Raw genomic sequence first — 20,171 nt, 5'->3', positions numbered from 1 at the left:
ATCATTGATTAAAGAGATATTTCCAACCCCTTTTATCAACTAACTATGCCCTTCCGTCAATAGGAGGGCTTTTTTTGTAAGTATGACATTCCCATTTGACCAGGGATATCATTCGATTTTTTCTTAAAGAAAGCATGGTGATTATCGTTTTCCATTTTCTTGAATTGTTCGGCAAATTTTCTTCAATATGTTATAATACTATGGTTAATCAACTTGAAGATGGAGGATTACATGAGTAAAGACTCTAAATTTGGCCAACAGGCAAAAATTCTAACTTTTCACCCAACAGGTGAGTATTATTTCACCAAGGGTTTAAAAGCTTATCATAGACGAGAGTTACCTAAATCAAAAAAATACCTGGAACGTGCCCTGGAACTTGAACCTGCTGAACCGATGATAGCCTGTCAATTGGCAATCACCTGCTCGGAAATCGGTGAATATAATTATTCAAACAACCTATTGGAGAATATCTTGGATGTAATGGATCCCTATATGTCAGAATGTCATTACTTCCTCGCGAATAATTATGCCCACTTAGGCATGTTCAAGGAGGCCTACCGTCACGCCAGTGCTTATCTTGATAAAGAAGAAGACGGGGAGTTCAGCGATGACGCAGAGGATTTGCTTGAACTGATAACTTTTGAGTCGGATGAGTCGGAAGAAAACCCGTTTAAGCATGATGGGCTCATTACCAAACAGGAACAAGCCCGTGAGTACCTGGAATCAGGCAATTTTCCGAAGGCAATCGAAGTCCTGAAAGAAACGATTGCCGAGTATGAGGATTACTGGTCCGCTTATAATAACCTGGCACTAGCCTATTTCTATCTTGGTCAAGTAAATGAAGCTTTTGAAACACTTGATGAGGTACTGGAAAAAAGTCCGGGAAACCTACATGCGCTTTGTAACCTTGTTGTTTTTCATCATTATCAACAGGATGAAGCAAAAGTTGAAGAGCTTATACAGATGTTGGAGAAAATTCGGCCGATGCTATCCGAACATCGTTTCAAGCTTGGAGCGACCTTCGCTTTGATCGGAAACTATGCTTCTGCATATAATTGGCTGAAAGGACTCCAAAAGCAAGGGTTCGAGGGAGATGGAACCTTCTACTATTGGCTTACCATTTCCGCGTACCATTTAGGCCATGAACATGCTGCCAAAAAGGCATGGAAAAAGGTCGTGGAAATGAATCCGGAAAAAGAAGGCATGGAGCCTTGGGGAGATATGAATTCAACATCAGATGGTTTTGAACATCATTTTCCTTCTATTATAAAAAGGCTGGAAAGTGAATTCATCGAAGAAAGGCTGTTTGCCATTTTCCTTCTGAAACATTCGGTTCATAAACAGAAGCTATTGAAAAACCAGGTCCTCAACCTAAATCAAAATTTCACTGATTTGGAACGTGATTATGCCGAACTTGTTCAAGTTCCTGCTAAAGATCGCCAATTAACACCAATTGATTTTGCCGATCGCACAGCTGAGTTATTATATCGGCATTTCCAACCGATTCAATTAAATGAAGCAGGCCTCTATTTAATGTGGTTTTCCGTTTTCATCGAAGCGGTGAATTCCGAACAGAAGTTAAATAATCCAGCAGGCTGGGCTTCTGCGGTGGAGTATGTGTGGAATCAGCTTAAAGATGAGAAGGCGAGCAAACAGGCAATCGCAGACAAACATTTCATATCGGTGTCCACCTTATCGAAGTACGTAAAACTGGTTCAAAACTTACTGGGATGAGCAGATATTTGGACGAAAAATTATTTGTTATATAGGATAATAGGTAGGGAACACTAACCGTAGTGAAGATTCCATTTTTAATGGAATATGGAGGAGTGAAAACATGTCTGAAAAAATTTATGACGTTGTTATTATTGGAGCTGGTCCTGCAGGGATGACGGCGGCTGTCTATACATCACGTGCGAACCTTTCAACATTGATGTTAGAGCGCGGAGTGCCTGGCGGTCAAATGGCCAATACTGAGGAAGTGGAAAATTATCCTGGATTTGACACGATACTCGGACCTGAACTTTCAACGAAAATGTTTGATCATGCAAAGAAATTCGGTGCGGAGTATGCCTATGGGGATGTTAAGGAAATCATTGACGGTGAAGAGTATAAAACGATCAAAGCCGGTTCCAAGGAATTCAAAGCACGTTCAATCATCATTTCATCTGGTGCCGAATACAAGAAAATCGGCGTTCCTGGCGAAAAAGAATTGGGCGGCCGCGGTGTATCGTATTGTGCAGTTTGTGATGGTGCTTTCTTCAAGCAAAAAGAACTGTTCGTTATCGGCGGCGGAGACTCTGCTGTTGAAGAGGGTGTGTACTTAACCCGTTTTGCTTCAAAAGTGACGATCGTTCACAGACGTGATGAACTTCGCGCTCAAAAGATTCTTCAAGATCGTGCATTTGCCAATGAGAAAATTAACTTCATCTGGAATCATACTTTGAAGGAAATTAATGAAAATGGCGGCAAAGTCGGCGGTGTCACTTTAGTTTCCACTGAAACTGGGGAAGAGACAGTGATGGACGCAGACGGTGTATTCATTTATATCGGAATGCTTCCGCTAACTAAACCATTTGAGGACTTGGGCATCTTGAATTCCACAGGCTATATTGAAACGAATGATCGGATGGAAACACGCGTGCCTGGTATTTTTGCTGCTGGTGACGTTCGTGAAAAAACATTGCGCCAAATCGTTACAGCTACAGGCGATGGAAGCATTGCCGCTCAATCCGCTCAGCATTTTGTAGAGGAACTTCAAGAAAAATTACAGCCAAAGGCTTAATTACAATAATATACAATCGTAATTCCGTTTTAATGGCGTTGTAACATGCGTGAAATAATAATTGGGTATAGTATGGGTAGAAGTTGACCCCCTTTAATTATAAACGTTAAGGACACAGATAGAGTTTCTGTGTCTTTTTTTTGTTTTCCTGCTTTGAGACCATATCTTTTGTTCCAATTTTTAGGTTGTTTTTAAATGATTTTTAAAGTGAAGTAAGCCATCCCTTTGCATTTAGGCAGCGAAAGTGGAGAAGAATAGGAGTTAAGCAGGATAAAGGCTTCCTATTGATTCCTTGCGGATGAATATTCCCCCAATGCAGGAAGTTTACTTTATTGTTAGCTCATTTCAAAAATAGTATAATGATAAGATATACTAAACATAATCTTTCATAATGGTAAGAAGATGAAAAATACAACTTGTTTGAACTATTAGCATTTGTAAATCGCCAAATGGATATCTAGCGGCGGTTTAAGGATATGGTTTCTATAGTCGAGCAGAGCCAATTGAGGTGAAGAACGTGCAACGTGTCACAAACTGTGTATTGATCAAAGATAATCAAATCCTCTTATTGAAAAAGCCTAGACGCGGATGGTGGGTAGCTCCAGGCGGCAAGATGGAACCTGGGGAATCTGTACGCGATGCTTGCATTAGGGAATATCGCGAAGAAACGGGCGTTTATTTAAAAAACCCTTCCATCAAAGGCATTTTCACCTTCATTATGAAGGACGGAGATAAAGTTTTGTCAGAATGGATGATGTTCACTTTCTTTGCAACGGATTCCGATGGTGTAAATGTGGATGTTTGTGAAGAAGGGGAACTTAGCTGGCATCCGGTTGAAGATGTTAAAAAGCTGATGATGGCTGAAGGTGATTTTCACATCCTGGACTATATGGTTCATGGAAGTGGGATCATCTATGGAACATTTACCTATACGCCTGAATTTAAGCTGCTATCTTACCGATTGGATCCAGGTTGATTTTTAAATATAAAAAAAGATATACATGGGGGCGGAGAAACTATGAGTACAGGGCAGATGAGTGAAACGCAATTGGTCATCATTACCGGAATGTCCGGAGCAGGCAAGACAGTGGCGGTTCAAAGTTTTGAAGACCTCGGCTTTTTTTGCGTCGATAATTTGCCGCCCACGCTATTGCCAAAGTTTTTGGAGTTAATGAAGGACTCCGGGAATAAGATGAATAAAGTGGCCCTTGTCATGGATTTAAGGGGGAGGGAGTTTTTTGATTCCTTATTTCTTGCACTCGATGATTTAACGGATACAGCTGCAGTATCACCAAGAATCCTTTTTCTAGAAGCTGATGATGATTCTTTGGTACGCAGATATAAGGAAACGAGAAGGACCCACCCGCTTGCTCCATTGGGACGGCCATTGGAAGGCATTAAAATGGAACGGGAACTGTTGGACGAATTGAAGGGAAGGGCTCAATTGATCTTTAATACTTCCCAGCTGAAACCGCGCGAATTGAGGGAGAAAATCGCTTCGGAATTTTCTGCCGATAAAAGTGTCGGCTTTACAGTCAATGTCATGTCATTCGGGTTCAAGCATGGCCTGCCCATAGATGCCGACCTTGTGTTTGACGTACGTTTCCTGCCAAATCCATATTATATTGATCATATGAGGCCAAGGACTGGTTTGGAACAGGAAGTGTCGAGTTACGTTTTAAAATGGAGTGAGACGCAAAAATTCTTGGAAAAAGTGACCGATCTGCTTGCATTCATGCTTCCTTATTATAAACGTGAAGGGAAGGCACAGCTTGTTGTTGCGATTGGATGTACAGGCGGTCAGCACCGTTCAGTAGCGTTGACGGAGTATATTTCTAACCACTTCAAAAAGGATTACAGGGTTCAAGTATCACATCGCGATATCGAAAAAAGTAAGGGGAAAGCAGATGTTAAATAATAAGAAACAACCTAAGGTTGTGATCGTTGGAGGGGGAACCGGCCTTCCCGTTTTGTTGAGAGGGTTGAAGAAGCATCCAGTGGATATAACCGCGATCGTTACGGTAGCTGATGATGGTGGCAGTTCTGGCCGCCTTCGCGAGGATATGGATATCCCCGCTCCGGGTGATATCCGTAACGTGCTGGCTGCGTTATCGGATGTAGAGCCCCTTGTTGAACAAATGTTTCAACATCGCTTTCAGAGCAAAAATGAGTTGTCCGGGCATTCGCTGGGGAATTTGATACTGGCGGCAATGACCTCGTTGACAGGCGATTTCGTCCATGCGATCCAGGAAATGAGTAAATTCCTTAATGTCCGCGGTAAAGTGCTTCCGGCTGCCAACCAAAGTGTGGTTCTCCATGCGGAGATGGATGACGGAACGATTGTTACAGGAGAATCCAAGATCCCCTTCTCAGGAAAGAAAATAAAGAAAGTCTTTCTGTCTCCTCATCATATAAAGCCGCTCAGTGAAACTCTCCAGGAAATCAAGCAGGCAGATCTTATTGTCATAGGTCCAGGAAGCCTATATACTAGCATTCTGCCTAACTTACTTGTCCCTGGCCTAGGAGAAGAGGTTGCCCGTTCCAAGGCTAAGAAGGTGTACATTTGCAATTTGATGACACAAGCCGGCGAGACGCTGGATTATAGTGCGAGCGATCATATAAAAGCGATATATGACCATATGGGGAATGCATACATTGACAGGATACTTGTTAATAATGAGGAAATACCAACCGAGATTCAGCAACGCTACCAAGCTGAATATGCCAAACCGGTCATGTATGATGTGGAAAGTTTAAAACGGATGGGTCTTGAAATCATTCAGGAACGCATTTTCAGCTATGAGGGGAATGTAATACGCCATGACACGAAAAAAGTGGCTGATTTGCTTTATAATATGCTTGTAAATGAAACTAAAAGCCCCATCATTCCGTAGATATAAGCGGGGACGTTTTTTTGATTGATAAAAATAGATTACTTGCGTTCGATTGGGGGTGAAATGGATGTCTTTTGCTTCAGAAACGAAAAAAGAGCTTACTACATTAGAGGGAAAGGATTGCTGCGGAAAAGCGGAATTATGCGCGCTTATCCGGATGAACGGATCCCTTTCATTTTCTAATCGGAAGCTTGTGGTGGATATTCAAACCGAGAATGCTGCGATTGCCAGAAGGATCTATACGCTGCTGAAAAAAAGTTATGAAGTCCAGGTCGAGCTGTTGGTCCGTAAAAAGATGAAACTTAAAAAGAATAATGTATATATCGTCAGGATGTCATCCGGGGGACAGCCGGTTTTAACGGACTTGGAAATTTTAGGTGATGGCTTTGAAATCCTCCATGATATATCCGATACTATTGTTGGGAAGAAATGCTGTAAGCGTTCTTACCTGAGAGGTGCATTTCTTGCAGGGGGTTCAGTAAATAATCCGGAAACGTCTTCCTATCATCTCGAGATTTTCTCACTTTATAAAGAGCACAATGATGCCCTTTGTGAGTTAATGAATAAGTTTGGCTTGAAGGCCAAGACGCTTGAACGCAAGAAAGGGTACATCATTTATTTGAAGGAAGCCGAAAAAATTGCCGAGTTTTTAAGTATAGTTGGCGCCCATTCAGCTTTATTAAGGTTCGAGGATGTACGGATTGTACGTGATATGCGCAATTCAGTAAACCGGCTTGTGAATTGTGAAACAGCCAACTTGAACAAAACGATCGGGGCATCATTGCGCCAGGTCGAAAATATCCATTATATCGAGGATACGGTAGGACTAAGCATTTTACCGGATAAACTTCGGGAAATCGCCGAACTTAGGATAGCGTTTCAGGATATAACCCTAAAGGAACTTGGGGAAATGGTATCCGGGGGAACCATCAGTAAGTCCGGGATTAATCACCGATTAAGAAAAATTGATGAAATAGCTGACAGGCTCCGTGGGGGAGAGGCTATTGCTGCGAAAAAATAAAGCTAACAGGGGAGATCAAGATGGTGGAAAAACAAGTTGAGGTAAAATTGAAGACGGGTTTGCAAGCACGGCCGGCAGCTCTTTTTGTACAAGAAGCTAACCGCTTTCATTCAGATGTCTTTCTTGAAAAAGAAGGAAAGAAAGTGAATGCAAAAAGTATAATGGGATTAATGAGCCTTGCCATCAGTTCTGGCGTGTCCGTGAAGTTAATCGTCGAAGGACGCGACGAAAAAGAAGCGTTAGAGGCATTGGAAGAGTTCGTTCAGCAAGAGGGTTAATAGAAAAGGATGCCTTAAAGTGCATCCTTTTTTTATTAATGTAAAAAAGGCTCCGGAAGTCGCTTGAAGCGATCTTCGGAGCCTATTGTTGATAATTATTTAGAGTCTTTTTTGTCATCAAGGATGCTGCGCGTGATGACTTTGTCAATCAAGCCATATTCAAGAGCTCTTTCGGAAGTCATGAAGTTATCACGTTCCGTATCTCTTTGAAGGACTTCAATAGGTTGACCAGTACGTTCTGCCAGGATCTGGTTCAGTTTATCTTTCAAGTGAAGGATACGGCGGGCAGCAATTTCAATTTCGGTAGCTTGTCCTTGAGCTCCTCCAAGCGGTTGGTGAATCATGACTTCACTGTTTGGCAACGCATAACGTTTGCCTTTTTCACCTGCAGCCAATAGGAAAGCGCCCATGGAAGCGGCCATACCGATGCATACTGTGGATACATTAGGTTTGATATATTGCATAGTATCATAAATGGCCATACCGGAAGTGATGCTTCCGCCAGGGCTGTTGATGTATAGGGTGATATCTTTTTCAGGATTTTCCGCTTCTAAAAATAGTAATTGAGCAACAATGGAGTTGGAAACATTATCGTCAATTGCACTTCCTAGCATAATGATCCGGTCTTTTAATAAACGGGAGTAAATATCGTAGGCACGCTCCCCACGACTTGTTTGTTCGATAACTGTAGGAATTAAATTCATGTTCATTTCCTCCTTCGATTAAGAGAATCATTTAAATTCTTTATGTATGTATGATACACTTTTTGGTCAATTTAGGTCAAACAAAACAAACCCTATAATGGATAATTTGTTCGACAATTTTCTGGCTAAGGCTCCTTCCCGATAGATTGCTTTATCTATTATGCCGCACAGGGATGAATTTCCACATTACCCATAATACCCAAAAGTCAAAGTTTTAAACCTGATAACCCTTGCAAAGAAGGGGATTCTATCATATAATGAAATCTGTTGAAAAAATATTTTCTATTACGCCCTCGTAGTGCAACGGATAGAACGCAAGCCTCCGAAGCTTGAAATGCAGGTTCGATTCCTGCCGAGGGCATTACCAATCTCCTGCTTAATAAAGCGGGGGATTTTTTATTGGGCCATTTTTAGGCTGATCCCTAAGATTTTTGGTGAATTCGCTCGTTTTCCGTAATATTCCATCGGATTCTGTCATGTCATTCCTGTCTTGAAAATATTCGCCCACACTATTGAAAAATGGTGAATTTTCAATAAAAGTAGTTGTTTAATTTGCATTTCTAACATATAGTATTTAAAACAAATAAACTATTCAGAAAAAAATCGTAAGCGTTTTCATGGGTTTTTGTGTAGAATTTTCTCCTGATAATGTAAAATGGAGTGGGGAGGGATGAATCGATGAGTATGAATATGAAAGCAGGACTTTTTCAACAGCAAACATTAAAGATGGCGATGACCCAGGAGCTTATGCAAGCTATTACATTGCTGCAATACTCCTCGCAGGAGCTATCGGCTTTTTTAGAAAATAAAATGGTGGAGAATCCATTACTGTCCATAGATCAGCCAACATCTTCTTTATTTCAGCCAACTTTTGACCGGAAAAAGGGTAAACGGACCCTTAAAAATACGTATGATGCCAACTATTGGATTGAACAGATCAGTGAAGATACCTTATCGCTTGAACAGCATATCATGTCCCAGGTGAATCACCAGCAGTTTTCAGGTGAGCAGCAGAAGGCAATGCTTCTATTGATTCACAACCTTGATGAAAACGGTTACTTGAGGACCCAGCTGGATGATATATGTGTCCCAGGCATATCCCGGTCCATTTTGGAAGAGAGTCTCTCGATTTTACAGGAACTCGAGCCGCATGGCATTGGGGCGAGAAACCTTCAAGAGTGCCTTTTGCTTCAGGTGAAAGCAGAAGGGGAGAACCTGCTGGCGGAATCGATCATGGAAAATCATTTCCTCGATTTTGCTGAAAAGCGCTGGAAAGACTTAAGTAAGAAGATCGGTGTTACAATGAAGGAGATCCAAGAAGTCTTTGATTATGTCCAGACGTTGAACCCGCGTCCGGCTTCACTCTTTTTTCAGGAAAAGCCTTCTTATATAGTGCCGGATGTGGTAGTGGAAGTTCGGGATGGCATGCTGCTTGTAGGGAATTATGATGGTAACACACCGAATCTTAATGTGGATAAAGGGTATTTGAACCGAATGAAGAGCCATAAGGATCAGGGAGTTCAACGGTTTATCCAGGATAAGTGGCAGGAATACCAATGGATCTCCAGGGGGATTCAACAAAGAAAGGAAACGATATTGAAGGTCATTCAGTGCATCGTCGAAAAACAGCCGGCGTGCTTTCATCATGGCCTGAACTATTTGAAGCCGATGACGATGAAAGAAATAGCTGACGAACTTGGAATACATGAGTCCACGGTTAGCCGGGCGGTTAAAGGGAAATACGTGCAGACACCATTTGGCACGATAGAGATGCGGATATTTTTCACCACTTCTTTACAGTCAGTCGGCCTTGATGAGGATATGTCGGGCATGCAGGCAAAGAAGAGCCTGCAGGCAGCCATCAATGGGGAAAATAAACAAAAGCCGCTTTCGGATCAAGACCTGGCGGAACGGTTGAAAAAGGAGCATGGGATTATCCTGGCACGCCGAACCGTTGCCAAATACCGGGAACAATTAGGGATACCTTCTTCATCTAAACGAAAAAGATATGATTGAAAAGGATGAGTGGTTTGGAATCAAATGCGTTTGTTTTATATAGTAGGGATAAATGCCCGTTATGTGATAAAGCCAAGCAGGTGCTTGAAGAAGTGAAGGCAGAGTCAGGCATAGGATATAAGGAAATCGATATCCATACAGATGATGATCTGCTAGAGAAATTCGGGCTGATGATTCCTGTCATAGAATGGAAAGATGATATCGTTCAATTCGGAAACGTTGATAAATCAGCTCTAAATAGGCTTTTGGAAAAATAATTTTTCAAATCATTTGAAGAAACATTCCGTTCCTGCTAGAATAAAATATGTAGCAGGAATATTTTTTTGTTTTAAGTGGGACAGAAAATGACTACGAGGGACATAAAATGTCCAACTTAACTTTTTAGGAGTTTTAAATATGCGTACATTACTCGAGGTACAAAGAAAATTATTGCCAGATTTCCTTCTGGTTATGCAAAAAAGATATGATATCCTGCGTTATATCAAAATGATGCAGCCGGTTGGGAGGCGCAGTCTGTCCGTGAGCCTTAATTTGACAGAGCGGACGCTTAGGGGCGAGGTTGATTTTCTGAAAAGTCAGAACCTGGTTAACATTTTCAGCTCTGGCATGACGCTGACTGATGAAGGGATGGAAATCCTGGATAAGTTAGAAGGAATAATGCGTGAAGTAATGGGTATAGACATAATGGAACGGCAATTGCAGGATTTGTTACAAGTGGATGAGGTCATTATCGTCTCAGGAAATTGTGATGAGACCCCATGGGTGAAAAAAGAATTGGGTAAAGCTTGTGCAAACCGTATGAAACGGGAATGGAACTCAAAGAATATCATTGCGGTTACTGGCGGATCAACAATGGCCGAAGTGGCTAATTCGTTGTCACCTGATGAAGCGTCAAAGAAATTGCTATTTGTCCCTGCCCGCGGGGGAATAGGTGAAGCTGTGCAGAATCAGGCCAATACGATTGTCGAAAAAATGGCACAGAAGGCACAGGCCTCATACAGAGTGTTATATGTACCCGATCAGTTAAGCGGTGAGGTTTATGCTTCGTTTCAGAAGGAGCCTGCAATTAAAGAAGTGATTTCCCAAATCAAATCTGCCGATATGATCATTCATGGAATCGGTGATGCCATGGCGATGGCAGAGAGAAGAAATTCTTCGCCAGAAATGTTAAAGAAGCTGTTAGATGGAAATGCTGTAGGAGAGGCATTCGGTTATTACTACGATGAAAACGGCAAAGTTGTTCATAAAGTTCTGACGGTCGGCATCCAGTTAGATGATCTTAGCCCTGAAAAGCGAGTGATAACTGTGGCAGGCGGCAAAACTAAAGCAAAGGCTATCCGTTCCTACATGAAGGGCGCGCCTTCATCAACCGTTTTGATCACGGATGAAGCGGCGGCACAAGAGTTAATTCAGGGGAATTACACCCCTTAATATATTTGCGAACTTAAAAGGAGGAATTTTTCATGGCAGTAAAAGTTGGTATTAATGGTTTTGGACGTATTGGACGTAATGTATTTCGTGCAGCATTGAGTAATCCTGGGGTAGAGATTGTAGCTATTAACGACTTAACGGATGCTAATATGTTAGCGCACCTTCTTCAATACGATACAATTCATGGATCACTTAATGAAAAAGTAACAGTTGATGGGGACTTCCTTGTTGTTGATGGTCACAAAGTAAAAGTATTGGCTGAACGTGATCCTGCACAATTGGCATGGGGTGAACTGGGAGTAGAAGTAGTTGTAGAATCTACAGGGCGTTTCACAAAACGTGCAGATGCAGCTAAGCATTTAGAAGCTGGCGCGAAAAAGGTAATCATCTCCGCTCCTGCATCTGATGAAGATATCACGATTGTCATGGGTGTAAATGAAGACAAATATGATGCAGCAAACCACCATGTAATCTCTAATGCTTCTTGTACAACGAACTGCTTGGCTCCTTTTGCTAAAGTGCTTCATGAACAATTCGGTATCAAACGCGGTATGATGACTACTGTTCACTCTTATACAAATGATCAGCAGATCCTTGATTTGCCTCATAAAGATTACCGCCGTGCACGTGCAGCTGCCGAGAATATCATTCCTACAACAACTGGGGCAGCAAAAGCTGTTGCACTTGTCCTTCCTGAACTTAAAGGGAAACTGAATGGTATGGCAATGCGCGTACCTACTCCAAACGTGTCTGTTGTCGACCTTGTTGCAGAGCTTGAAAAAGACACAACAGTTGAAGAAGTTAATGCAGCATTCAAAAAGGCTTCTGAAGGCGAATTAAAAGGAATTCTTGAGTACAGCGAACTTCCGCTAGTATCAACTGACTATAACGGTAGCCCATCATCATCTACAATTGATGCCCTTTCCACAATGGTAATGGAAGGTAACATGGTTAAAGTATTATCTTGGTATGATAATGAAACAGGATATTCTAACCGTGTTGTTGATTTGATCGACTATTTGGCTAAAAAAGGATTGTAATTAGAATAATAAAAAAACCTCACCAAGGTGAGGTTTTTTTTATCACACCTCTAAAAAAACTTGGCAGAAGATGATATTATTAGTAAGTCATTAATCAGTCAAGCGTTTACATTTCTTGTTTTTGGATAAATTCCTGGAAACCGACTATAATGAAAAAGAGAAAAGGGGAGTTGGGAAATTTACCCTCTCCCTTTTTGGCTAAAAGAATCAAAAATATGATAACAATATCTAAGGAGGTTCTTGGATTATGAATAAAAAGTCGATTAAAGATATTGAATTAAAGGGGAAACGCGTTTTTTGCCGTGTCGATTTCAATGTGCCGATGCAGGACGGAGAGATTTCGGACGATACTAGAATCAAAGCAGCATTGCCGACGATTTCCTATCTGACGGAACAGGGGGCCAAAGTCATCCTAGCCAGCCACCTTGGCCGTCCTAAAGGACAAGTCGTTGAAGAATTGCGTCTGGCACCTGTTGCAAAAAGACTGAGCGAACTTAGTGGCAAGGACGTGCAAAAGGCAGAAGAAGCATACGGAGAGACCGTGCAATCAATCATTGATAACATGCAAAATGGCGAGATTTTATTGTTGGAAAACGTTCGTTTCTATCCAGGAGAAGAGAAGAACGATCAAGAATTGGCGAAGTCGTTTGCTGCACTGGCTGATGTTTATGTTAACGATGCATTCGGAGCTGCGCATCGTGCACATGCTTCAACTGAAGGAATAGCGCACCATCTCCCAGCTGTTGCCGGATTGCTGATGGAAAAAGAGCTTTCTGTACTAGGAAAGGCCCTATCGAACCCGGAACGGCCCTTTACAGCTATAATTGGTGGAGCAAAAGTAAAGGATAAGATAGGTGTTATCGAAAACCTTTTGGAAAAAGTCGATCACTTGATCATTGGCGGCGGCCTGGGTTATACATTCATTAAAGCGCAAGGTCATGAAATTGGTAATTCTTTATTGGAAGAAGACAAAATAGAATTGGCCAAATCTTTCATCGAAAGTGCAAAAGAAAAAGGCGTAAAACTTCATTTGCCTATCGATGCAGTCGTAACGACTGAATTTTCACCTGATGCAGAGGCTGAGAATGTCGATATCGATGCTATTCCAAATGATAAAATGGCTCTTGATATCGGTCCAAAGACAAGTGATTTATTTGCGGATGTAATCAAAAGTTCTAAGCTTGTCATTTGGAATGGACCAATGGGTGTATTCGAGTTCGATAAATTTGCGAATGGAACGAGAACGGTTGCTAGAGCCTTGGCGGAAGCACAAGATACGTACAGCATCGTAGGCGGAGGGGATTCTGCCGCAGCTGCAGAAAAGTTTGGCTTGGCAGAAAAGATGTCCCATATTTCAACTGGCGGCGGTGCATCTCTTGAGTTCATGGAAGGCAAAGAGTTGCCTGGCGTTGTGGCCTTGAACGATAAATAAGATAAATCCGTTACATAATTCAACTTTAGAAGGGATGAGAAACCAAATGCGTAAACCGATTATTGCAGGAAACTGGAAAATGAATAAAACACTATCTGAAGCGACTGCCTTTTTAGAAGAAGTGAGCAATTTGATTCCGAAGCAAGATGTAATCGATACGGTTGTATGTGCTCCAGCTTTATTTTTGGATCAGCTGGTTCAAGCGGCAAAAGGAACCGATGTGAAAATCGGGGCGCAGAACATGCACTTTGAAGAAAGCGGTGCGTTCACAGGAGAAATCAGCCCGATCGCATTGGCCGACCTTGGTGTATCCTACGTCATACTTGGTCACTCTGAACGCAGGGAAATGTTCAACGAAACGGATGAAGCCGTTAATAAAAAAGCTCATGCCGCTTTTGCCCACGGGTTGACTCCGATCGTTTGCTGCGGTGAAACGCTTGAGCAAAGGGAAGCTGGCGAAACGAATGATTTCGTAGGCAGCCAGATTGAAAAAGGCCTGGCAGGATTATCTGACGATCAATTGAAACAAGCCGTAATCGCTTATGAGCCGATTTGGGCGATTGGAACAGGAAAATCTTCATCTGCTCAAGATGCAAATGAAGTTTGTGCACATATCCGCTCAGTCGTTGCCGACAAATTTTCAAATGAAGCAGCTGCAGCCATCCGCATTCAGTACGGCGGCAGTGTGAAACCTGAGAATATTAAAGAGTACATGGCACAACCTGATATAGACGGTGCGTTGGTTGGCGGTGCAAGCTTGAAATCCGATTCATTTATACAATTGCTGGAGGCTGGTCACTATGAGTAAGTCGCCTGTGGCACTTATCATCTTAGACGGTTTTGGCTGCCGTAATGAAGAAAAGGGAAATGCTGTTTTTCATGCGAAAAAACCGAACTTTGACCGTTACTGGGAACAGTATCCGCATTCCCATTTGACTGCCAGCGGGGAAGCGGTCGGCTTGCCTGCCGGTCAAATGGGGAACTCGGAAGTGGGGCATTTGAATATCGGGGCAGGACGGATCGTTTATCAAAGTCTGACCCGTGTGAACCTGGCTATCCGTGAAGGCGAATTTGCCCAAAATCCAACTTTGGTCGATGCCATGAGCCATACCAAGGAAAAAGGCACCGACCTTCATCTTTTCGGCCTTCTTTCAGATGGCGGCGTGCACAGTCATATTGATCATATGTATGCCCTGCTGAAATTGGCCGCTAAAGAAGGAGTTAAAAATGTATATGTACATGCATTTTTAGATGGCCGTGATGTCGGACCGAAAACGGCGCAGGGTTATATTAAGGAAGCGGAAGCGAAAATGAAGGAAATCGGTGTTGGTCAGTTTGCGACCATATCCGGAAGATATTATTCGATGGACCGTGATAAGCGCTGGGAACGTGTGGAAAAATCCTACCGTTCGATGGTGTATGGTGATGGCCCTGCTTACTCTTCTGCGATGGAATGTGTCGAGGATTCCTACGAACATGGTATTTTTGACGAGTTCGTGATACCTTCGGTCATAACGGCTGAAGACGGTAAACCGGTGGCAACGATTAAAAATGATGATGCCGTAATCTTTTATAACTTCCGTCCGGACCGGGCGATCCAGATTTCCAATACGTTCACGAATGAGGATTTCCGCTCATTTGACCGCGGTCCTGGACATCCGAAGCATCTCCATTTTGTCTGTTTGACACATTTTTCAGAAACAGTTGACGGATATGTTGCATTTAATCCGACAAATCTTGATAATACATTAGGGGAAGTACTTTCCCAAAACCAGCTTACCCAGCTTCGTATCGCTGAAACGGAAAAATATCCGCATGTGACGTTTTTCATGAGCGGCGGACGTGAAGAGAAGTTTCCTGGTGAAGAGAGGATTTTAATTAATTCTCCGAAAGTCGCTACATATGATTTACAACCGGAAATGAGTGCTTATGAAGTGACGGATGCATTGGTGGAACAGATTGAGGCTGACCGCTTTGATGCCATTCTCTTGAATTTTGCCAACCCGGACATGGTTGGTCATTCCGGGATGCTTGAGCCTACCATTAAAGCGATTGAAACAGTGGATGAATGCCTAGGCCGGATTGTCGATTTAATCGTCTCAAAAGGCGGTACAGCAATCATTACCGCTGACCATGGGAATGCTGATGAAGTCGTAACGCTTGAAGGCAACCCCATGACAGCCCATACTACGAATCCCGTGCCTGTCATTATCACTAAAAATCAGGTAACATTAAGAACAGGTGGTATCTTAGGCGATTTAGCTCCAACGATGCTTGATTTGCTTGGAGTCGAAAAACCTGTTGAAATGACAGGGAAATCCCTATTATCTAAATAAAATTGTGAATAGGAAAAGGAGAGATTTATAATGCCGTACATCGAACATGTATATGCACGCGAAGTGCTAGATTCCCGTGGTAACCCAACAATAGAAGTAGAAATCCAAACAGAGTCCGGATACTTCGGACGTGCAATCGTACCATCAGGTGCTTCAACAGGGGAACACGAAGCGGTTGAGCTTCGTGACGGAGATAAATCTCGTTACCTGGGTAAAGGGGTACAAAAAGCAGTCGATAATGTAAATGATATCATTGCTGAAGCTGTCATCGGTTTGGATGTAACGAACCAAGCAGGCCTTGACCTTACTATGATTGAATTGGATGGCACTGAAAACAAAGGAAACCTGGGAGCTAATGCAATCCTTGGCGTGTCAATGGCTGCTGCCCATGCCGCTGCGGAATTTTCAGGTTTACCATTGTACCGTTACCTTGGAGGGTTCAATGCGAAACAACTTCCAACTCCAATGATGAACATCATTAACGGCGGTTCACATGCCGATAACAATGTTGACTTCCAGGAATTCATGATCCTTCCTGTAGGTGCTCCTAGCTTCAAAGAAGCGGTTCGTATGGGTGCTGAAGTATTCCATGCATTGAAATCTGTCCTTTCTGCGAAAGGCTTGAATACGGCAGTCGGCGATGAAGGCGGCTTTGCTCCAAACCTAGGTTCAAACCGTGAAGCACTGCAAGTCATCATCGAGGCAATTGAAAAAGCTGGCTACAAAGCAGGCGAAGATATCTACCTTGGGATGGACGTGGCTTCATCTGAATTCTACAATAAAGAAACAGGCAAATATGATCTTGCAGGCGAAGGCCGCAATGGTGTTACATCCGAAGAAATGGTTGCATTCTATGAAGAGCTAGTGAATGAGTTCCCTATCATTTCGATCGAAGACGGTCTGGATGAAAATGATTGGGAAGGCCACAAACTTTTAACGGAACGCATCGGTTCTAAAGTTCAACTTGTTGGTGACGATCTTTTCGTAACGAACACGAAAAAATTGGCTGAAGGCATCGAAAAAGGCATCGGTAACTCCATCCTGATCAAAGTGAACCAAATTGGTACACTGACAGAAACGTTTGATGCAATCGAAATGGCTAAACGCGCAGGCTACACTGCAGTCGTTTCCCACCGTTCCGGTGAAACGGAAGATGCAACGATCGCTGATATTGCCGTTGCAACAAACGCAGGACAAATCAAAACTGGTTCCATGTCCCGTACAGACCGTATCGCTAAATATAACCAACTTCTTCGCATCGAAGACCAGCTTGGTGACTTGGCTGTATATGCAGGCTTGAAATCTTTCTATAACTTGAAAAAGTAATTATTGGGGGATTCCGCTTCTGATGGGAAGATGGATCCCCTCCCATTCCATGTGAGAATACTCATGGAATGGGAGTTTTTTGCTTATGAAGTTGATAAAAGGATTTAATCAAACGTTTGATTAATAAAAAAAAGGTGACCCATCGGGGCACCTTTTTTTTATCTATTCGATACAGCTTCCACTGGTACGGCATTATAGTATTCTTCTAATGTAATCTTCGCTTCAAAAATTTCAGTTGCGGTAGCGACACCAACATAACGGATGTGCCATGGTTCGTATTTATACCCTGTGATGTTTTCCTTGCCTTCAGGGTAGCGGATGATAAATCCGTATTCATGCGCATGTTCAGCAAGCCATGCCGCTTCCTTCGTATCACCGAAGCAGTCTTGGGCAGCGCATGCACCATCGTGGGTCGTGACATCGATCGCTAGGCCCGTTTCATGCTCGCTTGTCCCAGGCATTGCGCTGTAGGTTTTCGCTTTTTCTTCCCCGTCCTTAGCCACATAGTTATTAAAGACCGTGATTTGTGTTTGGTGTGAGCGGTAAGCGGAAACGCCGGCAAAATGCATGCCGTCTTTTTCGGCAGCTTCGAACATCACTTCAAGAGCCTTCCCCGCTTCTTCGCGCATCATTCTTTTTTCGATTTTATCCTGAAAGATGAAATCCACTTTTGGGTAGATGAGGTCAGCGGGTTTGTAATCTTCAGGCAGGCTGTATTGTTTATTGACAAGTACAGGTATGCTTTCCGGATGGGCTAACGTCTGAAGGCCAGCCTGGGCGGGTTTAGCCGTTTCATCAACATCCACCTGGCGTTGGGCCGTTTCTTTTGATTCATCATTCTTATCGGTTTCTGTCTCCGAATCCTGGGAGCTCGGTTGTTCTTCTTTTTGCTCTTTTTCATGGTCCCCTGTCAGTTCGGATGAACAGCCAGCCATCAGAATGAAAGATGATAGAGCGGTTGCTGCAAATATAGGTTTTAACATTTGAAAGGCCCCTTGCTTTTAATATAAGATTTCCAATAAAAGTAGTTTTGAAAAATTATCGTGATAAGTAATCCCTTGTTAATTCACTTTGATATTTATCCAGAAATAAGCCAATCCACACGACCATCAATAAAAATGGATAATCATTACGAACTGCGGTTTCCACAACGGGATCGGACCAGAAGTTCGAAAGGAAACCAGATGACATCCTGATTGTCTCGAATGTGACAAGGGCGTGAAGCGATAACCAAAGAATCGTTAGAGTATTGGTCCCAAACCCGATGACCGCTGCTATGACGCTCAGCAAGGCGGCTGCTGCCCCGATCAGAAGGACATGGAAGCTGGATTGGAAAAAGTCGGTACCGCTATTGGAAAGTCCATTATAAATAATAGCAGTAAAATAAACGGTTGTCGTGATATATGCAGCAAATAATAAGTATCGATTTCCGTGATACTTTGCCAGCAGCAATAAAAGCGGTGATAGGATGATTAATAGGACACTGATAAGATTGCTACCGCCTGTCCATAAAGAATAGCCGGCAACCGCCGAGAATAGGATGGTCAGGAGATCAAGAATCCGAAGTATGGACTTAAACATGTTGACACCTCTTTCTCTATTTATGCAAATTATCTCAAACTTTGTTTCAAAAAGAAATAAATGACTATGGACTTTTAGGAATTCTTACCATCATAGTATAACAAAGATTGTGGATATTTATTGGGTGTGGTAAAGTTAAAGTAATTGTTTATTGGTTCTTCAGGAGGTGTAATTGCATGCATGCATTTCTCATAACGCTTTTAGTGATTGTCAGTATCGCCCTCATCGTGACGGTATTGCTTCAATCAGGTAAGAGTGCAGGTTTATCTGGTGCGATTGCCGGCGGTGCTGAGCAGCTATTCGGAAAGCAAAAGGCACGCGGTTTGGACCTGGTATTACATCGTGCAACAATAGTATTGGCGATTTTTTTCTTTGCTTTAACTTTACTTGTTGCTTACTTTGATGTGTAATGGATCAAAAATGAGTCTAGCTGATCAGCTAGGCTTTTTTCTTTGCACAATAGTTGCATGAATAGATATAGTGATTTTAGTACTTAATTATAAGATAGGGATATTTTTAATTTTATTTACTGATAAAGGAGTTTGGAGTCATGAAAATCAAGCTGCAGCAGCCCTTCACTTTTGAAGGCGGAAAAAGGGCTGTCTTACTTTTACATGGATTTACGGGGAATTCGGCGGATGTACGGATGCTTGGCCGTTATTTGGAGAAACAGGGATACACCTGCCATGCCCCGCACTATAAAGGGCATGGCGTTCCGCCAGAGGAGCTGGTGAAAACGGGTCCGGAAGATTGGTGGAAAGATGTCATGATGGCCTATGATTTTCTGAAAAGCAAAGGCCATGAAGAAATTGCTGTTGCCGGACTCTCATTAGGAGGCGTATTTTCTCTTAAATTAGGTTACACTGTACCTATAAAGGGTATCGTATCAATGTGTGCGCCTATGCATATTAAAAGTGAAGAAATGATGTTTAAAGGAGTATTGGAGTACGCCAGAGAATTTAAGAAGTATGAAGGAAAAACTCAAGAGCAAATAGAGCTTGAAATGGACCTCCTTGCCGATAAACCGATGAATACATTGAAGGCCCTTCAGGATTTGATAACGGATGTAAGAGAGCACGTCGACCTTATTTACGCTCCGACATTTGTCGTGCAGGGCCGGCATGATGATGTTATCAATCCAAAAAGTGCCGATATTATTATGGATTCCATTGAATCGCCGGTCAAACAAATCAAGTGGTATGAAGAATCTGGCCATGTCATAACCCTTGATAAAGAAAAAGACCAGTTGCATGAAGATGTATTGGAATTTTTAGAAAGTCTGGATTGGTCCGAATAACAAATTTATTATACCCTGAATAGGAGGGTT

The 20,171-nt window shown here is 42.5% G+C and carries 20 protein-coding genes and 1 tRNA gene; 18 read left to right on the top strand and 3 right to left on the bottom strand.

Annotated features, from left to right (window positions below):
• The first annotated feature begins 231 nt into the window (after nt 1–231).
• The 7 genes from ACQKNS_RS16865 (at nt 232) to ACQKNS_RS16835 (ending at nt 6,978) form a co-directional block, all read left to right on the top strand.
• Nucleotides 232–1,734 (top strand): tetratricopeptide repeat protein, encoded by a 1,503-nt coding sequence (locus tag ACQKNS_RS16865; protein WP_427644480.1) that lies wholly within the window; start codon nt 232–234, stop codon nt 1,732–1,734.
• Nucleotides 1,735–1,837: 103 nt separating this feature from the next.
• Nucleotides 1,838–2,785 carry a thioredoxin-disulfide reductase gene (gene trxB, locus ACQKNS_RS16860; protein ID WP_427644479.1) on the top strand — a complete coding sequence of 316 codons (948 nt, stop codon included), beginning with the start codon at nt 1,838–1,840 and terminating at the stop codon, nt 2,783–2,785.
• Nucleotides 2,786–3,302: 517 nt separating this feature from the next.
• On the top strand, nt 3,303–3,761 hold the full coding sequence (locus ACQKNS_RS16855; protein ID WP_063233957.1) for an NUDIX hydrolase: 459 nt from the start codon (nt 3,303–3,305) through the stop codon (nt 3,759–3,761).
• A gap of 42 nt (nt 3,762–3,803) precedes the next feature.
• Complete coding sequence (gene rapZ / locus ACQKNS_RS16850) at nt 3,804–4,703, top strand: RNase adapter RapZ (RefSeq protein ID WP_427644478.1); 900 nt, start codon at nt 3,804–3,806, stop codon at nt 4,701–4,703.
• On the top strand, nt 4,693–5,679 hold the full coding sequence (locus tag ACQKNS_RS16845) for a gluconeogenesis factor YvcK family protein (protein ID WP_427644477.1): 987 nt from the start codon (nt 4,693–4,695) through the stop codon (nt 5,677–5,679). Before rapZ ends, ACQKNS_RS16845 begins: the two co-directional genes overlap by 11 nt.
• Nucleotides 5,680–5,746: 67 nt before the next feature.
• Nucleotides 5,747–6,700: a DNA-binding protein WhiA gene (gene whiA, locus ACQKNS_RS16840; protein WP_427644476.1), complete on the top strand. Its 954-nt coding sequence runs from the start codon at nt 5,747–5,749 to the stop codon at nt 6,698–6,700.
• A 20-nt stretch (nt 6,701–6,720) separates the two neighbouring features.
• Nucleotides 6,721–6,978 carry an HPr family phosphocarrier protein gene (locus ACQKNS_RS16835; RefSeq protein WP_048688029.1) on the top strand — a complete coding sequence of 86 codons (258 nt, stop codon included), beginning with the start codon at nt 6,721–6,723 and terminating at the stop codon, nt 6,976–6,978.
• A 95-nt stretch (nt 6,979–7,073) separates the two neighbouring features.
• On the opposite strand, the gene clpP is transcribed toward ACQKNS_RS16835, so the two are convergent.
• Nucleotides 7,074–7,682: an ATP-dependent Clp endopeptidase proteolytic subunit ClpP gene (clpP, locus tag ACQKNS_RS16830; RefSeq protein WP_063233960.1), complete on the bottom strand. Its 609-nt coding sequence runs from the start codon at nt 7,680–7,682 to the stop codon at nt 7,074–7,076.
• Nucleotides 7,683–7,971: 289 nt separating this feature from the next.
• Between clpP and ACQKNS_RS16825 the strand changes: the two genes are divergently transcribed.
• From ACQKNS_RS16825 to eno, 9 genes are all read left to right on the top strand, one after another.
• Nucleotides 7,972–8,043: transfer RNA gene (locus ACQKNS_RS16825), tRNA-Arg, on the top strand.
• 317 nt (nt 8,044–8,360) lie between these two features.
• Nucleotides 8,361–9,698 carry an RNA polymerase factor sigma-54 gene (gene rpoN, locus ACQKNS_RS16820; RefSeq protein ID WP_427644475.1) on the top strand — a complete coding sequence of 446 codons (1,338 nt, stop codon included), beginning with the start codon at nt 8,361–8,363 and terminating at the stop codon, nt 9,696–9,698.
• A gap of 14 nt (nt 9,699–9,712) precedes the next feature.
• Nucleotides 9,713–9,955: a glutaredoxin family protein gene (locus tag ACQKNS_RS16815; protein ID WP_427644474.1), complete on the top strand. Its 243-nt coding sequence runs from the start codon at nt 9,713–9,715 to the stop codon at nt 9,953–9,955.
• Nucleotides 9,956–10,094: 139 nt separating this feature from the next.
• Nucleotides 10,095–11,129 (top strand): sugar-binding transcriptional regulator, encoded by a 1,035-nt coding sequence (locus ACQKNS_RS16810; RefSeq protein WP_427644473.1) that lies wholly within the window; start codon nt 10,095–10,097, stop codon nt 11,127–11,129.
• Nucleotides 11,130–11,161: 32 nt separating this feature from the next.
• Nucleotides 11,162–12,169 carry a type I glyceraldehyde-3-phosphate dehydrogenase gene (gap, locus tag ACQKNS_RS16805; RefSeq protein WP_427644472.1) on the top strand — a complete coding sequence of 336 codons (1,008 nt, stop codon included), beginning with the start codon at nt 11,162–11,164 and terminating at the stop codon, nt 12,167–12,169.
• Nucleotides 12,170–12,416: 247 nt separating this feature from the next.
• Nucleotides 12,417–13,601 (top strand): phosphoglycerate kinase, encoded by a 1,185-nt coding sequence (locus tag ACQKNS_RS16800; RefSeq protein ID WP_427644471.1) that lies wholly within the window; start codon nt 12,417–12,419, stop codon nt 13,599–13,601.
• 46 nt (nt 13,602–13,647) lie between these two features.
• A complete protein-coding gene (tpiA, locus tag ACQKNS_RS16795) occupies nt 13,648–14,409 on the top strand; it encodes a triose-phosphate isomerase (RefSeq protein WP_427644470.1) in 762 nt (253 codons plus the stop codon).
• Nucleotides 14,402–15,937, top strand: a complete 1,536-nt coding sequence (gene gpmI / locus ACQKNS_RS16790) for a 2,3-bisphosphoglycerate-independent phosphoglycerate mutase (protein WP_427644469.1) — start codon at nt 14,402–14,404, stop codon at nt 15,935–15,937. Before tpiA ends, gpmI begins: the two co-directional genes overlap by 8 nt.
• 30 nt (nt 15,938–15,967) lie before the next feature.
• A complete protein-coding gene (gene eno / locus ACQKNS_RS16785; RefSeq protein ID WP_427644468.1) occupies nt 15,968–17,263 on the top strand; it encodes a phosphopyruvate hydratase in 1,296 nt (431 codons plus the stop codon).
• Nucleotides 17,264–17,421: 158 nt separating this feature from the next.
• On the opposite strand, the gene ACQKNS_RS16780 is transcribed toward eno, so the two are convergent.
• Nucleotides 17,422–18,246 carry a M15 family metallopeptidase gene (locus ACQKNS_RS16780; RefSeq protein ID WP_427644467.1) on the bottom strand — a complete coding sequence of 275 codons (825 nt, stop codon included), beginning with the start codon at nt 18,244–18,246 and terminating at the stop codon, nt 17,422–17,424.
• Between the two features lie 55 nt (nt 18,247–18,301).
• Nucleotides 18,302–18,844 (bottom strand): hypothetical protein, encoded by a 543-nt coding sequence (locus ACQKNS_RS16775; protein ID WP_427644466.1) that lies wholly within the window; start codon nt 18,842–18,844, stop codon nt 18,302–18,304.
• 176 nt (nt 18,845–19,020) lie between these two features.
• On the opposite strand from ACQKNS_RS16775, the gene secG reads away from it, so the two are divergent.
• A complete protein-coding gene (gene secG / locus ACQKNS_RS16770) occupies nt 19,021–19,254 on the top strand; it encodes a preprotein translocase subunit SecG (RefSeq protein ID WP_427644465.1) in 234 nt (77 codons plus the stop codon).
• Between the two features lie 140 nt (nt 19,255–19,394).
• Complete coding sequence (locus ACQKNS_RS16765; protein WP_427644464.1) at nt 19,395–20,141, top strand: alpha/beta hydrolase; 747 nt, start codon at nt 19,395–19,397, stop codon at nt 20,139–20,141.
• Nucleotides 20,142–20,171: the final 30 nt, after the last annotated feature.

It is taken from the genome of Peribacillus sp. NPDC094092 (genome assembly GCF_050279365.1).
Taxonomy (GTDB): domain Bacteria; phylum Bacillota; class Bacilli; order Bacillales; family DSM-1321; genus Peribacillus.
This window is presented reverse-complemented; position numbering and strand designations above follow the sequence as displayed.

Coding starts and splice junctions, on each gene's coding strand:
- gpmI (WP_427644469.1), top strand. CDS start 14,402: ATGAGTAAGTCGCCTGTGGCACTTATCATCTTAGACGGTTTTGGCTGC.
- ACQKNS_RS16800 (WP_427644471.1), top strand. CDS start 12,417: ATGAATAAAAAGTCGATTAAAGATATTGAATTAAAGGGGAAACGCGTT.
- secG (WP_427644465.1), top strand. CDS start 19,021: ATGCATGCATTTCTCATAACGCTTTTAGTGATTGTCAGTATCGCCCTC.
- ACQKNS_RS16765 (WP_427644464.1), top strand. CDS start 19,395: ATGAAAATCAAGCTGCAGCAGCCCTTCACTTTTGAAGGCGGAAAAAGG.
- clpP (WP_063233960.1), bottom strand. CDS start 7,682: ATGAATTTAATTCCTACAGTTATCGAACAAACAAGTCGTGGGGAGCGT.
- tpiA (WP_427644470.1), top strand. CDS start 13,648: ATGCGTAAACCGATTATTGCAGGAAACTGGAAAATGAATAAAACACTA.
- ACQKNS_RS16780 (WP_427644467.1), bottom strand. CDS start 18,246: ATGTTAAAACCTATATTTGCAGCAACCGCTCTATCATCTTTCATTCTG.
- ACQKNS_RS16845 (WP_427644477.1), top strand. CDS start 4,693: ATGTTAAATAATAAGAAACAACCTAAGGTTGTGATCGTTGGAGGGGGA.
- ACQKNS_RS16775 (WP_427644466.1), bottom strand. CDS start 18,844: ATGTTTAAGTCCATACTTCGGATTCTTGATCTCCTGACCATCCTATTC.
- gap (WP_427644472.1), top strand. CDS start 11,162: ATGGCAGTAAAAGTTGGTATTAATGGTTTTGGACGTATTGGACGTAAT.
- rpoN (WP_427644475.1), top strand. CDS start 8,361: ATGAGTATGAATATGAAAGCAGGACTTTTTCAACAGCAAACATTAAAG.
- trxB (WP_427644479.1), top strand. CDS start 1,838: ATGTCTGAAAAAATTTATGACGTTGTTATTATTGGAGCTGGTCCTGCA.
- rapZ (WP_427644478.1), top strand. CDS start 3,804: ATGAGTACAGGGCAGATGAGTGAAACGCAATTGGTCATCATTACCGGA.
- ACQKNS_RS16835 (WP_048688029.1), top strand. CDS start 6,721: ATGGTGGAAAAACAAGTTGAGGTAAAATTGAAGACGGGTTTGCAAGCA.
- ACQKNS_RS16865 (WP_427644480.1), top strand. CDS start 232: ATGAGTAAAGACTCTAAATTTGGCCAACAGGCAAAAATTCTAACTTTT.
- eno (WP_427644468.1), top strand. CDS start 15,968: ATGCCGTACATCGAACATGTATATGCACGCGAAGTGCTAGATTCCCGT.
- ACQKNS_RS16810 (WP_427644473.1), top strand. CDS start 10,095: ATGCGTACATTACTCGAGGTACAAAGAAAATTATTGCCAGATTTCCTT.
- whiA (WP_427644476.1), top strand. CDS start 5,747: ATGTCTTTTGCTTCAGAAACGAAAAAAGAGCTTACTACATTAGAGGGA.